The 16,315-nt window shown below is 75.3% G+C and carries 15 protein-coding genes; 7 read left to right on the forward strand and 8 right to left on the reverse strand.

From position 1 onward, the window contains the following. Positions 1–10 precede the first annotated feature (10 nt). Positions 11–1,537: a hypothetical protein gene (locus AB0E19_RS34370; RefSeq protein WP_362187629.1), complete on the reverse strand. Its 1,527-nt coding sequence runs from the start codon at positions 1,535–1,537 to the stop codon at positions 11–13. 176 nt (positions 1,538–1,713) lie between these two features. On the opposite strand from AB0E19_RS34370, the gene AB0E19_RS34375 reads away from it, so the two are divergent. Next, positions 1,714–2,370 carry a DUF305 domain-containing protein gene (locus tag AB0E19_RS34375; RefSeq protein WP_362187632.1) on the forward strand — a complete coding sequence of 219 codons (657 nt, stop codon included), beginning with the start codon at positions 1,714–1,716 and terminating at the stop codon, positions 2,368–2,370. On the opposite strand, the gene AB0E19_RS34380 is transcribed toward AB0E19_RS34375, so the two are convergent. Further along, positions 2,348–2,740 carry a helix-turn-helix domain-containing protein gene (locus tag AB0E19_RS34380; protein ID WP_362187635.1) on the reverse strand — a complete coding sequence of 131 codons (393 nt, stop codon included), beginning with the start codon at positions 2,738–2,740 and terminating at the stop codon, positions 2,348–2,350. The two genes, AB0E19_RS34375 and AB0E19_RS34380, sit on opposite strands and share 23 nt — an antisense overlap. A 160-nt stretch (positions 2,741–2,900) precedes the next feature. Between AB0E19_RS34380 and AB0E19_RS34385 the strand changes: the two genes are divergently transcribed. Next, the gene (locus AB0E19_RS34385) at positions 2,901–3,980 is read left to right on the forward strand and encodes an NADH:flavin oxidoreductase/NADH oxidase (protein WP_362187638.1); all 1,080 of its coding nucleotides are present in this window, start codon (positions 2,901–2,903) and stop codon (positions 3,978–3,980) included. Between the two features lie 122 nt (positions 3,981–4,102). Then, on the forward strand, positions 4,103–5,185 hold the full coding sequence (locus AB0E19_RS34390; RefSeq protein ID WP_362187641.1) for an exo-alpha-sialidase: 1,083 nt from the start codon (positions 4,103–4,105) through the stop codon (positions 5,183–5,185). Between the two features lie 34 nt (positions 5,186–5,219). Here the strand turns inward: AB0E19_RS34390 and AB0E19_RS34395 are convergent, their stop codons facing one another. Beyond that, a complete protein-coding gene (locus AB0E19_RS34395; RefSeq protein WP_362187645.1) occupies positions 5,220–5,897 on the reverse strand; it encodes a uracil-DNA glycosylase in 678 nt (225 codons plus the stop codon). Positions 5,898–5,985: 88 nt separating this feature from the next. On the opposite strand from AB0E19_RS34395, the gene AB0E19_RS34400 reads away from it, so the two are divergent. Then, positions 5,986–6,984 (forward strand): BadF/BadG/BcrA/BcrD ATPase family protein, encoded by a 999-nt coding sequence (locus AB0E19_RS34400; RefSeq protein WP_362187648.1) that lies wholly within the window; start codon positions 5,986–5,988, stop codon positions 6,982–6,984. A 171-nt stretch (positions 6,985–7,155) separates the two neighbouring features. Beyond that, entirely contained in the window at positions 7,156–8,070 is a 915-nt protein-coding gene (locus AB0E19_RS34405; RefSeq protein ID WP_362187651.1) for a hypothetical protein, read from the forward strand. A 94-nt stretch (positions 8,071–8,164) separates the two neighbouring features. On the opposite strand, the gene AB0E19_RS34410 is transcribed toward AB0E19_RS34405, so the two are convergent. From AB0E19_RS34410 to AB0E19_RS34425, 4 genes are all read right to left on the reverse strand, one after another. Continuing rightward, positions 8,165–9,226 (reverse strand): lactonase family protein, encoded by a 1,062-nt coding sequence (locus AB0E19_RS34410; RefSeq protein ID WP_362187654.1) that lies wholly within the window; start codon positions 9,224–9,226, stop codon positions 8,165–8,167. 100 nt (positions 9,227–9,326) lie between these two features. Then, complete coding sequence (locus AB0E19_RS34415; RefSeq protein ID WP_362187708.1) at positions 9,327–10,820, reverse strand: FUSC family protein; 1,494 nt, start codon at positions 10,818–10,820, stop codon at positions 9,327–9,329. A 292-nt stretch (positions 10,821–11,112) separates the two neighbouring features. Beyond that, positions 11,113–11,739: an ankyrin repeat domain-containing protein gene (locus AB0E19_RS34420; RefSeq protein ID WP_362187657.1), complete on the reverse strand. Its 627-nt coding sequence runs from the start codon at positions 11,737–11,739 to the stop codon at positions 11,113–11,115. A 140-nt stretch (positions 11,740–11,879) separates the two neighbouring features. After that, entirely contained in the window at positions 11,880–12,437 is a 558-nt protein-coding gene (locus AB0E19_RS34425; protein ID WP_362187660.1) for a heme-binding protein, read from the reverse strand. Positions 12,438–12,759: 322 nt separating this feature from the next. Here AB0E19_RS34425 and AB0E19_RS34430 point away from each other — a divergent pair, with 322 nt between their 5' ends. Beyond that, positions 12,760–13,254, forward strand: coding sequence for an Lrp/AsnC family transcriptional regulator (locus AB0E19_RS34430; protein WP_362187663.1), 495 nt, complete (start codon positions 12,760–12,762; stop codon positions 13,252–13,254). 99 nt (positions 13,255–13,353) lie between these two features. Continuing rightward, complete coding sequence (locus AB0E19_RS34435; RefSeq protein WP_362187666.1) at positions 13,354–13,983, forward strand: DinB family protein; 630 nt, start codon at positions 13,354–13,356, stop codon at positions 13,981–13,983. A gap of 3 nt (positions 13,984–13,986) precedes the next feature. Here the strand turns inward: AB0E19_RS34435 and AB0E19_RS34440 are convergent, their stop codons facing one another. After that, positions 13,987–16,179 (reverse strand): SpoIIE family protein phosphatase, encoded by a 2,193-nt coding sequence (locus AB0E19_RS34440; RefSeq protein WP_362187669.1) that lies wholly within the window; start codon positions 16,177–16,179, stop codon positions 13,987–13,989. Positions 16,180–16,315 lie beyond the last annotated feature (136 nt).

Below are 16,315 nucleotides of genomic sequence, written 5' to 3' on the forward strand. Positions count from 1 at the left end.
GCCTCCCGGGTCAGTCCCGGTCGCCGAAGTCCTCGAAGTAGTCCGGCTGGGTCTGGACGTTGAGCTCGTCCATCCGGATCCGCTGCGCGGGGTCGGTGCGGCGGTCGGAGATCTTCAGGACGTCGAGGCCCCGGGCGATCTCGTTCGAGTAGACGTGGCCGTTGTAGTAGTACGCGGACCACGAGCCGCCGATGGTGAGGGCCGTGTCGGAGACCGGGCCGCGGTCGAAGTAGCCGATCTCCTTCGGGTGCGCGGAGTCGGTGAAGTCCCAGACCGAGACGCCGCCCTGGTACCAGCCCTGGACCATGAGGTCCTTGCCCTTGACCGGGATCAGCGAGCCGTTGTGGGCGACGCAGTTCTCGGTGTCGGCCTGGTGGCGCGGGATCTTGAAGTAGCTGCGGAAGACGAGCTGGCGGTTCTTGCCCTTGCCCGTGATGTCGTAGACGCCGTTGGCGCCGCGGTTCGGTCCGACGGCCGCGTTGCAGGTGGCGCCGCTGCCGCCGCCGAGCTCGTCGGTGAAGACGACCTTGTTCGCCTTCTGGTTGAAGGTGGCGGAGTGCCAGAAGGCGAAGTTGACGTTGTCCTGGACCTGGTCGAGGACCCGCGGGTGCTCGGGGTCGGAGACGTCGAAGAGGATGCCGTCGCCCATGCACGCGCCGGCGGCGAGGTCCTTGCCGGGCAGCACGGTGATGTCGTGGCAGCCGGTGGTCTTGGAGACGCCCGGGTTGGTCGGGCCGCCCGGGTTGCCGCCGCCGTCGGGGCCCTCACCGGGGAACAGGACGGGGAAGTTCACGACGCGGGCCTGCTCCGGCGCCGCGCGGGGCACCTTGATGACGGAGATGCCGTCGTGCGGCGGCCGGCAGTCGGGGAAGGCCACGTTGGGCGAGTAGGAGGAGACGTACACGTACACGTCCTTGCGCTGCGGCAGGATCGTGTGGGTGTGGGAGCCGCAGGCGGTCTCGACGGAGGCGACGTACCTCGGGTTCGTGACGTCGCTGATGTCGAAGATCTTCATGCCCTCCCAGGACTCCTTGACGGACGCCGGCTGCGTGGTGCTGGCGCAGGAGTCGTCGCTGCGGGAGGAGTCGGTGGAGAGGAAGAGGAGGTCCCCGGAGACGGAGATGTCGTTCTGGGAACCCGGGCAGAGCACCTGGGCGACGCTCTTCGGGGCCTTCGGGTCGCTGATGTCGAAGATCCGGAAGCCGTCGTAGTTGCCCGCGAAGGCGTACGAGCCCTGGAAGGCGAGGTCGGTGTTGAGGCCCTGGAGCGCGTCCTTGGGGATGTTCGCCAGGAGCTGGATGTTGTCGGTCTTCACGATCTCGTCGACGCCGGGTATCGCACCGCTCCCGATCGCCGACCGCGCCTCGGCGGCCTGCGCGGCCGGGACGGGCGCCTGGACCGGGGCGTCCCCGGGGTCGGGGGTGGCGGCGGCCGTGCCGCCGACGAGCAGCGCCGCCAGGAGGCCGGCCGCGGCGGTGGCCGCGGCGAGGCGTCTGATCCGGGAGCGTGGACTCTGCGGGGTATGCAACGAAGTCACTCCGTCCTCCGTGATTTCCGTTCAAAGCTGAACGGTGCTGGACCCCGGCAGTATGTTCCTTGGCGTGCACATCCCAACAGATGGCAACACAGATGTAATGAGGGAATCCGCGCGACTCCCCGGAAAGAACTGCTAGGAACGGCCCCTGAGTCCGCAAAACCCCCTAGGAGGCACCGTTGCTGAACCGCCACCGCCGGCGCGCCGCACTCGCCGCGACCCTCTCCGCGCTGGCCGTACTCGCCCTGGGCGCCTGCGAGTCGGACTCCGGTGCCGCCGCGCCGGAGCCGAAGCCGACCGGCACGGCCGCGGCGGTCGTGGCGCCGGGCAAGCCCGGCGAGCCGGCCCGGCGGATCTCACCGGAGGAGGCGGCGAGCCTGCTCCCCGACGAGCGGCCGAACGGCGCGGACTTCCGGTACGTCCAGATGATGGTGGTGCACCACCGGCAGGCCCTGACGATGACCGCGCTGGCCCCGGGCCGCGCCGGATCACCCCAGGTCGCGAAGGTGGCCGAGCGGATCGCGGCGGCGCAGGAGCCGGAGATCGGCGCGATGGAGGGGTGGCTGACGGCGCACGGCGGGCCGCGCGACCAGGGCGCCCACGACCATCACACGATGCCGGGCATGGCGACCGAGGCCCAGCTGGCGGAGCTGCGGGCGGCGAAGGGCCCGGCCTTCGACGCACTGTTCCTGGAGCTGATGGTGCGCCACCACGAGGGCGCCGTGACGATGGCGGCCGAGGTGCTCGGCCAGGGCAACAACATCCAGGTGGAGGAGATGGCGAACGACGTGATCGCCCAGCAGACCGCCGAGATCAACCGGATGCGGTCGCTGTGAGTCCGGCGCCCTCGGGCGCTCCGGCCGGGTCCTGGCGGGCGGACTGGGCCTCGGCCGCCGCCAGGACGGTGTCGAGGAGGCCGGGGAAGAGGGCGTCGAGGGCGTCGCGGCGCAGGCCGTTGAGCTTGGCGGTGCCGCGGTAGCCCTGCCGGATGACGCCGGCCTCGCGCAGCACCCGGAAGTGGTGCGTGGTGGTCGACTTGGTGACCGGCAGGACGAAGTACGAGCAGCTCAGCTCGGTCTCCGCGGCGGCCAGTTCGCGGACGATCCGCAGCCGCACGGCGTCGGAGAGCGCGTGCAGGACCGTCTCCAGGCGGATCTCCTCGCGCGCGGGGTGCTCCAGGAGGCGGGTGCTGGCGGGGGTCGTCATGGCGGCGGCTCCACTTTCTCCGGAGGGGTCGTACGGGCGGACTCCATTGTACGAGGATCCTCGTAGTTTGACAGTCGCCGTACTACGATGGGTATCGTACGAACATCCCGCCGGGCCTCCCCACGTCCGGCACCCAGGCCGTCCCGAAACGGAGTCCCCGATGAGCGCCGCCCTCTTCGAGCCCTACACCCTCCGCTCGCTGACCGTCCCCAACCGCGTCTGGATGGCGCCGATGTGCCAGTACTCGGCGGAGGTCTTCGGCCCGAACGCCGGCGTCGCCACCGACTGGCACTTCGCCCACTACGCCTCCCGGGCCACCGGCGGCGCCGGACTGATCCTCGTCGAGGCCACCGCCGTCGCCCCCGAGGGCCGCATCAGCCCCGCCGACCTCGGCCTGTGGAACGACACCCAGACCGAGGCGCTGCGCCGGATCGCCTCCTTCCTCGAGGCGCAGGGCACCGTCCCCGGCATCCAGCTCGCCCACGCCGGCCGCAAGGCCGCCACCCAGCGCCCCTGGCTCGGCCGCGGCCCCGCCCCGGCCGAGGAGGCCTGGCAGCCGGTCGCGCCGAGCCCGCTCCCCTTCGACGAGGGCTATCCGGTGCCCACCGAGCTGACCGAGGACGGCATCCGCGAGATCGTCGGACAGTTCGCGGCCGCCGCCCGCCGCGCCCTGGCGGCCGGCTTCCGGGTCGCCGAAGTGCACGGCGCCCACGGCTACCTGATCGGCGAGTTCCTCTCCCCGCACAGCAACCGCCGCACCGACGCCTACGGCGGCTCCTTCGAGAACCGCACCCGGCTCGCCCTGGAGGTCGTGGACGCGGTCCGCGCCGTCTGGCCCGAGGAGCTGCCGCTCTTCTTCCGCATCTCGGCCACCGACTGGCTGGAGGAGGCCGGCTGGACCCCGGACGAGACCGTCCGCTTCGCCGCCCTGCTGCGCGAGCACGGCGTCGACCTGCTCGACGTCTCCAGCGGCGGCAACGGCGGGCCCGCCTCGATCCCCGTCGGCCCCGGCTACCAGGTGCCCTTCGCCGCCCGCGTCAAGGCCGAGACCGGGCTGCCGGTCGCCGCCGTCGGCCTCATCACCGAGCCCGCGCAGGCCGAGAAGATCGTCGCCAACGGCGAGGCCGACGCGGTCCTGCTGGGCCGCGAGCTGCTCCGCGACGCCTCCTGGCCGCGCCGGGCCGCGCGCGAGCTGGGCGCCACCACCCTCACGCCGCCGCAGTACGCCTGGGCGATCTGACCCGCCGCCCCGCCTGGGACATCCCGTGACCGGCCGGTCACGGGGTGTCCCAGGGGCCGTTGTCAGCGGCCGGGTGCAGACTGGCCCGTATCCGCGACAACGGCGTCCTGGAGGTGGGCCCCATGCCCGACGTACTTCTCACCGTAGGCACCCGCAAGGGACTCTTCATCGGCCGCAGGCACGACGGGCGCTGGGAGTTCGACGATCCCCACTTCCCCGCCCAGGCCGTCTACTCGGTGGCCATCGACACCCGGTCGGACACCCCCCGGCTGCTGGTCGGCGGCGACAGCGCCCACTGGGGCCCGTCCGTCTTCCACTCCGACGACCTCGGCCGGACCTGGACCGAACCGCCCGCGCCCGCCGTCACGTTCCCCCAGGACACCGGTGCCTCCCTGGAGCGCGTCTGGCAGCTCCATCCGGCCCCCGCCCACTCCCCCGGCGTCGTCTACGCGGGCACCGAACCGGCCGCGCTCTTCCGCTCCGAGGACGGCGGCGCGTCCTTCTCCCTGGTCCGGCCGCTCTGGGAGCACCCGAGCCGCTCGGCGTGGGTCCCCGGCGGCGGGGGCGAGGCCGTGCACACGGTCGTCACCGACGCCCGCGATCCGGACGCCGTCACCGTGGCCGTCTCCACCGCCGGCGTCTTCCGCAGCCGGGACGGCGGGGCGTCCTGGGCCCCCTCCAACCACGGCGTCGCGGCGCCCTTCCTGCCCGAGCCGCACCCGGAGTTCGGCCAGTGCGTCCACAAGATCGCGCAGGACGCGGGCGATCCGGACCGGCTCTACCTGCAGAACCACTGGGGCGTCTACCGCAGCGACGACGCCGGCGGCAGCTGGAAGGACATCGGCGGCCCGCTCCCCTCCGACTTCGGCTTCGCCGCCGCCGCGCACCCGCACCGCCCCGGCACCGCCTACGTCTTCCCCATCACCGCCGACTCCGACCGGGTCCCGGCCGAGCGCCGCTGCCGGGTCTACCGCACCACCGACGCCGGCGCGAGCTGGGAGCCTCTCCAGCGCGGCCTCCCGGAGGGCGACCACTACGGCACCGTCCTCCGCGACGCGCTGTGCACCGACGACGCCGACCCGGCCGGCGTCTACTTCGGCAACCGCAACGGCGAGCTCTACGCCAGCGCCGACGACGGCGACAGCTGGCAGCTGCTCGCCGAGCACCTGCCGGACGTGCTGTGCGTGCGGGCGGCGGTCGTCTGAACGGCCCGCCGCCGCACGGCCGTCGGCCCGCCGCTCAGGGCAGCAGCCAGTCCACCGGCTCGGCGCCCTGGGCGACCAGCATCTCGTTGGCCCGGCTGAAGGGGCGGGAGCCGAAGAAGCCCCGGTCGGCCGAGCGGGGGGACGGGTGCGCCGACTCGACGGCGGGCAGACTGCCGAGCAGCGGACGGGCGTTGCGGGCGTCGCGGCCCCAGAGGATGGAGACCAGGGGCTTGCCGCGGGCCGCGAGGGCACGGATCGCCTGCTCGGTGACCGCCTCCCAGCCCTTGTTGCGGTGGGCGCCCGCGTTGCGCGGGGCGGTGGTCAGGGTCCTGTTGAGCAGCAGGACTCCCTGCCGGGTCCACGGGGTGAGGTCGCCGTTCGAAGGGCGGGGGTGGCCGAGGTCGGTGTGCATCTCCCAGAAGATGTTCAGCAGGCTCGCGGGCAGCTGCCGCACCTCGGGCGCCACCGCGAAGCTCAGGCCGATCGCCATCCCCGGCGTGGGGTAGGGGTCCTGACCGACGATCAGGACCCGCACGTCGTCGAACCGCTGCTGGAAGGCGCGCAGCACGTTCGGCCCCGACGGCAGATAGGTACGGCCCGCGGCGATCTCCCCGCGCAGGAAGTCGCCCATCTCGGCCACCAGGCCCTCGACGGGCTCCAGGGCCTTGGCCCAACCGGGCTCCACCAGTTCGTTCAACGGTCTCGCAGTCACGGTCCGTCACTCTAGCGGCCTACACCGACAACACCCTCCGGCCTAGACTGCGGGCCCCAGGACCCCTCCGGGAAGGGACGGTCGCAGAGTGGACTCCGAGAGCGCACGCGGCGGCGGACCGGCCGACCCGGTGGTCGTCGGCATCGACTCGGGCGGCTCGGGGCTCCGCGTCGCCCTCGCCCGGGCCGCCGACGGGACGGTGCTCGACCGGACGGCCGCGCCCGGGCCCGTACGGACCGGTCCCGGCGGGATCTCCGCCGCCCACTTCCTGGAGTCCGTGCTGCCCGCCGTCGCCGCGCTGCGGGCCCGGGCCGGGGAAGGGCGCCCGGTGCTCGCCGCGGCCGTGGGCGCCGCCGGGATGGCCACGCTCGGCGAGGAGCTGCGCGCGGTCCTCCCGGGTGCCTTCGCCGAGGCGTGGGGGGTGCGCGGGACGGTGCTCGCCGCCGACGCCGTCACCGCCTACGCGGGAGCGCTCGGCACCCGGCCCGGCGCGGTGGTCGCCGGCGGCACGGGTCTGATCGCCCTCGGCACCGACCTGACCCGCTGGCGGCGCGCCGACGGCTGGGGCCACCTCCTGGGCGACTGCGGCAGCGGCGCCTGGATCGGCCGGGCCGGCCTGGAGGCGGCGATGCGGGCGTACGACGGGCGGCGCGGCGGTTCGTCCGCGCTGCTGGCCCGCGCCGAGAAGGTCCACGGCCCGGCCGCCGGGCTGCCCGCCGCGCTCTACCCGCGCACCGACCGGCCGGCGGTCCTCGCCGCCTTCGCCCCCGAGGTCGCGGCCTGCGCGGCCGACGGCGAGCCCGTCGCGGCCGGGATCCTGGAGCGGGCCGCCGAGCACATCGCCGAGGCCGCCGAGGCGGCCTGCCCGCCGGACCCGGCGGCCGTGGTGGCGCTCACCGGCGGACTGTTCCGGCTCGGCGACCCGCTCCTCGTACCGCTGCGGGCGGCGCTCGCCGAGCGGCTGCCCGGGGTCCGGACCGTCGCTCCCACGGGGGACCCTCTCGACGGCGCCCTGACGCTCGCCGGCGGGCTCGCCGCCGGGGTCGGGGGGCTGCCCGAGGACCCCGCGCTGCTGCGGTACCTCTGACCGCGCCGCCCCCGCCCGGCGGGCATCGCCGCTGGTCCGGGGCGTGCGGCGGCGACCGGACCGGCCGGGTCCACGATCCGGCCCGCCCCCGACCGGACATACAGGGGCAGAAGGCGCGTGGTCGCACCTCACCGAACGCTCCCGTCCGCAAAACCAGTAGCATGCGGCGCCATGAGCACCCCCACTGGGCCCGCCAACGGCCTGCCTGTACGAATGCCGCGCCCCCGCCCGTCCGGGCGGCACCGTCGCCCCGAAACGGCGGCGGCGCCCGAGGGCGCTCCCGCCCTGGTGCTCGCCGTCCCCGGCGCGCCCTCGGCCGCCATACGTTCGCTGGCCGAGGAGCTGGTGAGCATCGCCCGGTCCGAGCTGCCCGGCCTGGAGGCCGCGATCGGCTTCGTGGACGGCGACGGCGAGGAGTACCCGACGCTCGCCGGCGTGCTGACCGCCGCCGCGGAGCTCCGCGAGGAGCGGTACCGGATCGCGGTCGCGGCCGGCCGCGAGGTCGAGGCCCCGCAGGGCCCGGCCGCGATCGCCGTCCCGCTGCTCGCGGGGCCGGACAGCGCCGTCATGCGCCAGATCCGCCAGGCCGTCATGGACAGCGGCAACACCGCGGAGCTGACCGAGGTGCTCGGCCCGCACCCGCTGCTCGCCGAGGCGCTGCACGTGCGCCTGTCGGAGGCCGGGCTCGCCCGTGCCGACCGCGCCCGGCTCTTCACCGTCGCCACGGCCGCGGACGGCATCGTCCTGGCCACGGTCGGCGGCGAGGAGGCCGTCCAGGCCGCCGGCATCACGGGCATGCTGCTCGCGGCCCGGCTCGCCGTGCCGGTGATGGCCGCCGCGCTCGACCAGGAGGGCTCGATCGCCTCCGTCGCCGAGCAGCTGCGCGAGGCGGGCGCGGTGCAGCTGGCGCTCGCGCCGTACCTGATCGGCCCGGAGCTGGCCGAGGGCCTGCTCGACGAGGCCTCGAAGGAGGCCGGCTGCCCGGCGGCCGAGGCGCTGGGCGCCTACCCGGCCATCGGCAAGCTGATCCTGTCGCAGTACTCGGCCGTGCTCGGCCTCCCGCAGGGCGCGGCCCCGGCACACTGACGCCGCGGAAGCGTACGAGGGCCCGCGCCGACGACCGTCGGTGCGGGCCCTTCCGTATGCGCCGGGCGACCGGGGGCGCCCCCTCGGAGCCGTGTCAGCCGAAGACGACGCAGGTGACCGCCGGGGCCTCGACGGAGCCGGACCTGACGGGCGTGCCGGTCTCGGGCTCGACGTCGAACCAGGTGACGTCGCCGGAGCGCTCGTTCGCCGCGTACAGCCGCCGTCCGGACGGGTCGAGGGCGAGGTCGCGGGGCCACGAGCCGCCGCAGGGGACGGTGGCGGAGCGGATCGCCTCGTCGCCCGCCGGGGACAGGACGAGGACGGCGATGGTGTCGGTGCCGCGCACGGCGACCCAGAGGAACCGTCCGTCGGGCGCCACGACGACGGCGGAGGGGTACGCGGGGCCGGCGGCGTCCGTGTCGGCGAGCGGGATCTCCGCGAGCGGGGTCAGCTCGCCGTTCCGGGCGTCCCAGCGGCAGACGGTGACGGCGGGCTCCAGCTCGCCGACGACGTACAGATGGCCGCCGGCCGGGTGGAAGGCGAGGTGGCGGGGGCCGTAGCCGGGCCGCAGGGTGGTCTCGCCGTGGAGGCGCAGCGCGCCGGTGGCGGGGTCGAGGGCGCAGACCCGGACGGAGTCGGTGCCGAGGTCCACGGTGAGGACCCAGCGTCCGCTCGGGTCGGGGAGGACCTGGTGGGCGTGGGGGCCCGCCTGTCGGTCGGAGACCGGGCCGCTGCCCTCGTGGTGGAGGACCGCGGTGGCGGGGCCGGGGACGCCGTCCTCGGCCAGCGGCAGGGCGGTGACGCTGCCGGAGGTGTAGTTGGCGGTGAGGAGGTGGCCGGCGGTGACGGCGAGGTGGGTGGGGCCCGCGCCGTGGACGGGCACGGGGGCGCCGAGCGGGCGGGGCGCGGGCGTGGCCGGGGCGAGGGCGGCGACGGCGCCCGGGTTCGTCTCGGAGACGGCGTAGAGGACGCCGCCGGCGAGGGCGAGGTAGGACGGGTCGGCGACGGCGCCGGTGGCGCCGGTGACGGTCAGCGCGCCGGTGACCGGGTCGACATCGGCGGCGAGCACGCCGCGCCCGCCCGCCGAGGTGAAGGAGCCGAGGTAGGCGCGTACCGGCCCCGTCCCCCGCCCATGTGTCTCGTCGGTCCCGCCCACGGCGCCTCCCTGCCCCGGGGCCGGTCGCTGCGACCGGCCGTCTGCGGGCGACGTTAGCAGGCGGTCTAGACCAAGTCCGATCAGCCGGTGGCGTAGTCCGTCAGGAGCGGACCAGGAGGGAGCCGGGCGGGGTGCGCAGCGGCTCGTCCAGGGCGGCGAGCAGCCGCTCCAGGCCGCTGACGTGGCCGAGGGCGGCGGGCGCCGGATGGGCGGCGGCCTCGGGATCGGCGGCCGGCGCGGGGCGGTTCGCACCGGGCGAGGTGAGGCCCTCGACGGCCGTCTCGACCCGCCAGCAGGCGGCGGCGAGCCGGGCGTCGTGGCTGGCGTCGGGGTCGGCGGCGACGGCCGCGAGCCCGCGCACCTCGGCGGCGCACTCGTCGAGCAGGGCGAGGACCCGGCGGGCCCGGGCCTTGCGGCCCCGGAAGGGGCTCAGCGGGTGGACGAGCGGGGCCAGCGAGAGCCGCACCCGGCCGAGCAGCAGGTCGAGCTCGGCGACGTGCGGGCTCGGGTCGGCGGCCTCGTCGCCGGCGAGGCGCCGCTCGGAGGCGGCGGTCGCCGCGTGGACCGCGCGCAGGGCGCGCTGGATCCAGGCGTCGTTGATGGCGTGGGTGGTGACCGGCAGGATCAGCAGGACCGCGAGGGCGGCGCAGACGGCGCCGACGACGGTCTCCTCCAGGCGCAGCACGAGGAGCGCCGGGTCGAGGACGCCGAGGAGTCCGTAGAGCAGACCGGCCATGACGGTGACCGCGAGCATCATCCAGCTGTAGGAGAGCGGCGCCGTGTAGAAGATCCCGAAGACGCAGACGGCCACCAGGAGGGCGGTGGGCAGCGGGGCGCCGTGCAGCGGAAGGGCGACGACCATGCCGACGGCGATGCCGAGGAGGGTGCCGAGGAAGCGGCGGAAGCCGCGGACCAGGGTCTCGCCGCGCGAGACCGTGTTCACGAAGATCCACCAGGTGGTGCCGACGGCCCAGTACCAGCGGTCCTCGGAGAGCACCTGGCCGATGCCGAGGGCGACGGCACAGGCGGCGGTGGCCTGGATCGCCTGCCGGGTGGTGATCCGGGCGAGGCCGGTGCCGGGCAGCGGGGCGGGGGCGGCCGGCGGCGGGGTGCGCCGCTCGATCGGCCAGAGCAGGAACCGTACGGCTCCGGCCGCCGCGAGGGCGATGCCCACGGCCGCGTACAGCTCGGGGAGCTGGGCGGGCAGGGCGTGCAGGAACTGGGTGCTGAAGAAGTTCATGAAGGCGAAGATGCCGAGCGCGTGCCCGCGCGGGCCCCAGCGCCGGGCGTAGACGCCGGCGAGGACGACCAGCAGGAAGGAGACGTCCCGCAGGAGGGTGTGGTCGTGCAGCAGGGTGGCGAGCGCGAGGACCGGGAAGCCGGCGAGCGGCAGCAGCAGGGTGGTGACGGCCTGGCCGCGGACCGTGGCGTCGGTGACGGTGAACAGGGCGAGCAGTGCCGCCAGTCCTCCGGTGATCGACGCGGTCAGCGAGAAACCGGCCAGCTCGGCGACGGTCACCGCGAGCGCGATGCCGAGCACCGCGCGCAATCCGGTCCTGAGCCGGAGGAGCCCCGGGTCCGGAGCCACGAACATCCTCTTCACGGCGGTCGGCCGCCCCCTCGTCTTGCCGCTCGCCCGCCGCACGCCCTGCCCCTGGGGTGGTGGGGCGCGTACGGACACGACGAAGGCGCCGGCGTCCGGAGCGGCCTCGTCGCCGTCCCGGCGCTGCGGCGCCACGTTCTTCTGATGGACACAAGAAAAGCACCGACCGGGCCCTTGGCTCAAATCGCTTTCGAATCGCTGTGCCATTGGCCCGGTCTCCCGCGCCCCGACCCGTCCGCGTGTGGGCCGGTGGACCAGCGCCCGCGTCAGGGCGCTCGGCGTCTCAGCGCAGGGCGGCCGGAGCGGCGGGGGTCCGGTGCAGCAGGGCGGCGAGCTCGGTGTGGCCGCGCCGCTCGGCGTGCTCCAGGGCGGTGGTGCCGTACGCGTCGGCGAGCTCGGGGTCGGCGCCGGCGGCGAGCAGCAGTGCGACGACCTTCCGGTGGGCCGGGCCGCCGTCGCCGAGGATGACGGCCTCCAGGAGGGCGGTCCAGCCGAGGTCGTTGACGTGGTCGACGTCGACCGGGGTGTCGCGCAGGACGGCCCGGACGTACGGGACGTGGCCGCGTTCGGCGGCGGGGATGAGGCTGGTGCCGCCGAAACGGTCGGTCAGCCGGAAGTCGGGGGCGGGGTCCGCGGCGAGCAGCACCCGCAGCATGGCGACGCTGCCGGTGACGCCGGTGGCCAGCCAGGGGCTCTCGTGCCGGGCGTCCCGGGCGTCGGGGTCGGCGCCGGCCGCGACGAGCGCGCGGGCCGCCTCGACGTGGTCGCCGAGGACGGCGAGCAGCAGCGGGGAGCGCAGCTCCTCGTCGCGGGTCTCGGTCGGGGCTCCGTCGGCGAGCGCGGCGCGGACGCCGTCGGCGTCGCCCCGGCGGGCGGCGGCGAGGAGACGGTGGTGGGGTGTGACGGTCACGGCGGTCTCCTCGGGCGCGGGGCTGGGGTGCGGGGACGCAGGGGTGTGGCGGGGGTGGGTACGAACCGGGCCGACGGCGTCCGGGCGGGCGTGTCCGGACGCCGTCGGAGTTCCGCGGGCCCCTCGCGGGGCCTGGCGTGCTACTTGGCGAGGGCGTCGACGCCGGCCTGGGCGAACTTCTGGTCGAGGTCGCCGGACGGGGCCCCGGCGACGCCGATGCCGGCGATGGGGGCGTTCTTGCCGGTGACGGGAGCGCCGCCGCCGAGGAAGAGGGTGCCGGGGATGTCCTTCAGGTTCGGGGCCTGCTCCAGGCGCTTGACCAGCTCGGTGGTGGGGGCGTTCCAGGAGACGGCGGTGAACGCCTTCTTCTCGGCCGACTCGTAGGACTGCGGGCCGGCGCCGTCGCCGCGCAGGGTGACGATCGTGTTGCCGTTGCGGTCGACGACGGCCACGGAGACGCGCTGGTTCTCCTTCTCGGCGGCGTCGAGGGCGGCCTGGGCGGCCTTGGTGGCGGCGTCGATCGTCAGGTGGGTGCTGGTGGTGGTGTTCTTGTTCTTCGCGTCGGCCTTGACGGCGGCGGCGGGGGCGGCGGCCGGGGTGGCGGCGTTGGCGGAGACCGCGCCGAACGTGCCGGCGCCCAGGGCGACCAGGGCCGCACCGCCGGTCAGGACACGGGCGCGCTTCGAGATCTGCTGCATGGACGGACACTCCTCCGACTCGGTGGGAGGCACTCGCGCCGTCCCGCTCTGCCTCCATCCTGGGTCCGGACCGCGACCCGGACGGTCGACCCGGCGGCTGGTCGTCCGGCCCCGCCCGGCGGACCGGAGGGTCATCCGATCGGACGACCCCGGACGGCCCCGGGCCGCGGTACGCGCGCCGGTTCACGCCGCCCACGTGCCGGGTGCGGCGGTGCACCCGCTGGGTAAAGTCGGGATCATTCCGGCGGATCGCCCCGTCGGGCTGACCATCACACCGGCGCGACCCCGCTCCGGTGGGCACGGAGAGGCAGGCCGGCACGCCATGGCGGTGGACGAACTCGACACCCGCATCCTGCGGCTCCTGATCGAGCAGCCACGCACCAGCGTGCGGGAGTACGCGCGCATCCTGGGCATCGCCCGGGGCACCGTACAGGCGCGCATCGACCGGCTGGAGCGGGACGGGGTGATCACCGCGACCGGGCCGGTCCTCTCCCCCGCCGCGCTCGGCCATCCGGTGCTCGCCTTCGTGCACGTGGAGGTCACCCAGGGCCATCTCGACGAGGTCGGCGACGCGCTGGCCGCCGTGCCGGAGATCGTCGAGGCGTTCTCCATCACCGGCGGCGGCGACCTGCTCACACGCGTGGTGGCCAGGGACGCGGGCCACCTGGAGGACGTCATCCAGCGGCTCATCCAGCTGCCGGGCGTGGTCCGCACCCGCACCGAGATCGCGCTGCGCGAGCGGGTCCCCCACCGGATGCTGCCCCTGGTCGAGTCGATGGGCCGGGGCGGGGCGGAACGGCGGACCGGCGGCCGGTGAGTCGGGACGCCTGGTAACTCGCGTGCGGGGCGGACGGCGGCGTGGCAGGGTACGGGCGTTCCCGCACCCGCGCACCTCCTCACGCACCGGAGCCGCCCCATGGCGATACCCGACCGCCTCGCGCCCCTGCTCGCCGAATTCGACTTCGCCCGCAAGCGGCTGACGGACCGTCTGTCGGGACCGGTGGTGGACAGCGGCAACGGCACGGACGTGCCGGTGGGCCCGATGACGGACGCCGAGTACCGGTGGGAGCCCGCACCGGGCTGCTGGTCCGTACGGCGGCGGGCCGACGGCCCGGGTCCGGCCGCCGCGCTGCTGACCGGCGCCGGCGAGTGGGGCCGGGAGACCTCCCCGTATCCGCATCCCGTGCCGCCGCCGTTCACGACGCTCGCCTGGCGGCTCACCCACCTCAGCGAGCTGCTGGCGCTCCGCGCCGACCACACGGACGGGACCCGCTCGCTGACCCGCGACGACTACCGCGCGCCCGGCGACGCGGCCGGGGCGATCGCCGACTTCGACGCGTCCGCCGGGGCGTGGCGGGCCGCGCTGCTCTCCGTCGACGACAAGGACCTCGACACGGTCGGGCACTGCTCCTACCCGCACGGCGGCGACCCGGAGGAACCGTTCCTGGAGGTCGTGTGGTGGGTCAACCAGGAACTCCTGCACCACGGTGCCGAGATCGCCCTCCTGCGCGACCTCTACCGGGTCCTCGACCGCCCCGCCGGCTGACGGTCAGCCGGTCGTGCGGGCCAGGACGAGGGCCACGTCGTCCTGGGCCGGGTCCACGAGGAGCCGGGCCAGGACCCCGTCGCACACCTCGTCCAGCGTGCCGCCGGACAGGGCGATGGCCTGGTCGAGGGCGCGGCCGAGCTCGCGCATCCCCTCGTCGAGGTCCCGGTCCCTGGCCTCGATCAGCCCGTCCGTGTAGAGCACCAGCAGGCCGCCGGGCGGCAGCGGGAGTTCCTCGGTGCCGAAGTCGTGGGCGCCGGTGCCGAGCGGTGTGCCCGGCGGACCCTGGAGGAAGGAGACCGCGCCCTCGGGCGTGACGACGGCGGGCGGGAGGTGGCCGGCCCGGGCGATCGTCCAGGTGCCGGTGGCCGGGGAGTGCACGGCGTACAGACAGGTCGCCATGGTGTCCTCGCCGAGGTCGGCGACGACGGCGTCGAGGGAGCGCAGCATCTCGGTGGGCGCGATGTCGTGGCGGGCCAGGGTCCGCACGGCGGTGCGCAACTGGCCCATGACGGCGGCCGCGTGGATGCCGTGGCCCATCACGTCGCCGATGACGAGCCCGGTGCGCCCGCCGGGCAGTTCGATCACGTCGAACCAGTCGCCGCCGACGTCGTGGGCGCTCGCCGGGAGGTAGCGGCCGGTGAGTTCGAGGCCGGTGACGGCGGGCAGGGCGCTGTTGGTGAGGCTGCGCTGGAGCGCGAGGGCGGCGGCCCGCTGGGTGGTGTAGAGCCGGGCGTTGTCGATGTTGAGCGCGGCCCGGGCGACGACCTCGTCGATGAGCACCGCGTCCTGGTCGTCGAAGGGTTCCCGGGTCTTCAGGCGGGTGACGGTGACGGCGCCGAGGACCTGGCCCCGGGCGACGAGGGGCACGGTGCGGGCGGAGCCGAAGCGGGCCGACAGGTAGTCGCGCAGCGGTTCGGCGGCCTTGCCGGGGAAGAGGACCGGGATGTCCTCGTCGGTGAGAAAGGTCGGGCGGCCGTCGAGGACGATCCGTTCGTACGCGGACCCGGCGGGCAGCTGGAAGGTCTGGCCGGGGCCCAGGAGCGGGCTCGGGGGCACCGGCTCGGGGAAGACGGCGGCGATGCGGCGCAGCACGCCCCGGGAGGAGGCGGCCGGGTCGTCGGGCTCCAGGACCGCTTCCAGCATCTGCACGTCCGCCGAGTCGCAGAGCTGCGGCACGAGGAAGCGGACCACCTCCTCGGCGGTCTGCCGCAGGTCGAGGGTGGTGCCGATGCGCGCGCCGGCCTCGGCGAGCAGGGCGAAGCGGTGCCGGGCCCGCTCGACCTCCAGGTGCGCCTCCTGGCTCTCGGTGATGTCGACGAGGGAGGCGATGAGGCCGAGGGGGCGGCCGGTGCGCGCGGGGTCCGCCACCCCGTCGGCGTGCCCGGGGGCGGCGTGCCCCGGGGCCGTGCGCCCCTGGCCCGGGGTGCCGTGTCCGGCGGCGTTGCTCCCGCCGGGGAGGGGGCGGGTGCCGCGGTCGATGAGGGGCGCGTAGGAGCAGGACCAGATGTGGTCGCGGCCGGGGTCGGCGGGAGTGCGGCCGACACGGCGGGCGTCTATCACCGGCGTACGGGAGTCGAGGACCTGCCGCATCAGGGACTCCAGGGAGGCGGCGTTGACTCCGGGGACGACCTCGGTGAGGCGGCGGCCGACGTGCTCGACGGCGGGCACGCCGTTCATCCGGGCCAGGGCGTCGTTGACCCGCAGGAAGCGCAGGTCGGGGCCGAGCAGGGCGAGCCCTATGGGCGACTGGGTGAAGAGGCTCTCCATGGCGGCGAGGTTCTCCCGCATCCGCAGGACCTCGGAGGTCTCCACGGCGATGAGCATGGCGCCGGGGCGGCCCGTGGGGTCGGCGGCGGGCACGATCCACATCTCCATGGGGACCGTGTGGCCGTCGCGGTGGCGGACCGGGAGGGTGCCGACCATGGTCTCGCCGGACTGGACGCGGCGGGTGAGCCGGTCGGCGAGCTCGCGGTTGGCGTCGGGCACGAGGAGCGGGGAGGCGGGCAGGCCGAGGACGTGCTCGGGACGGTGGCCGAGCAGGTCCTGGGCGGCGAGCGACCACTCGACGATCCGCCCCTCGGCGTCCTCGCGCCACAGTGCGATGGGGAGCAGTTCCCGGAGCACGCCCGCGTCCCCGACGGCCGCCCGCGGCGGCTGCGGAACCCTGCTCGGTGACGACTGATGAGCGTCCACGCATCGACCTACGCATCGGCCTGGCCCCAGGGGGCAATCCCTATCGAATCACCCTAGCCGAGGTGCCGTCGGGGGGCTTGCGAGGCGCCTCCGTCCGGTGAGCGCCCGCCTGCCGCACGGGTCGGACGGCGCCGGC

The organism is Streptomyces sp. NPDC047974, from assembly GCF_040653375.1.
GTDB lineage: Bacteria > Actinomycetota > Actinomycetes > Streptomycetales > Streptomycetaceae > Streptomyces.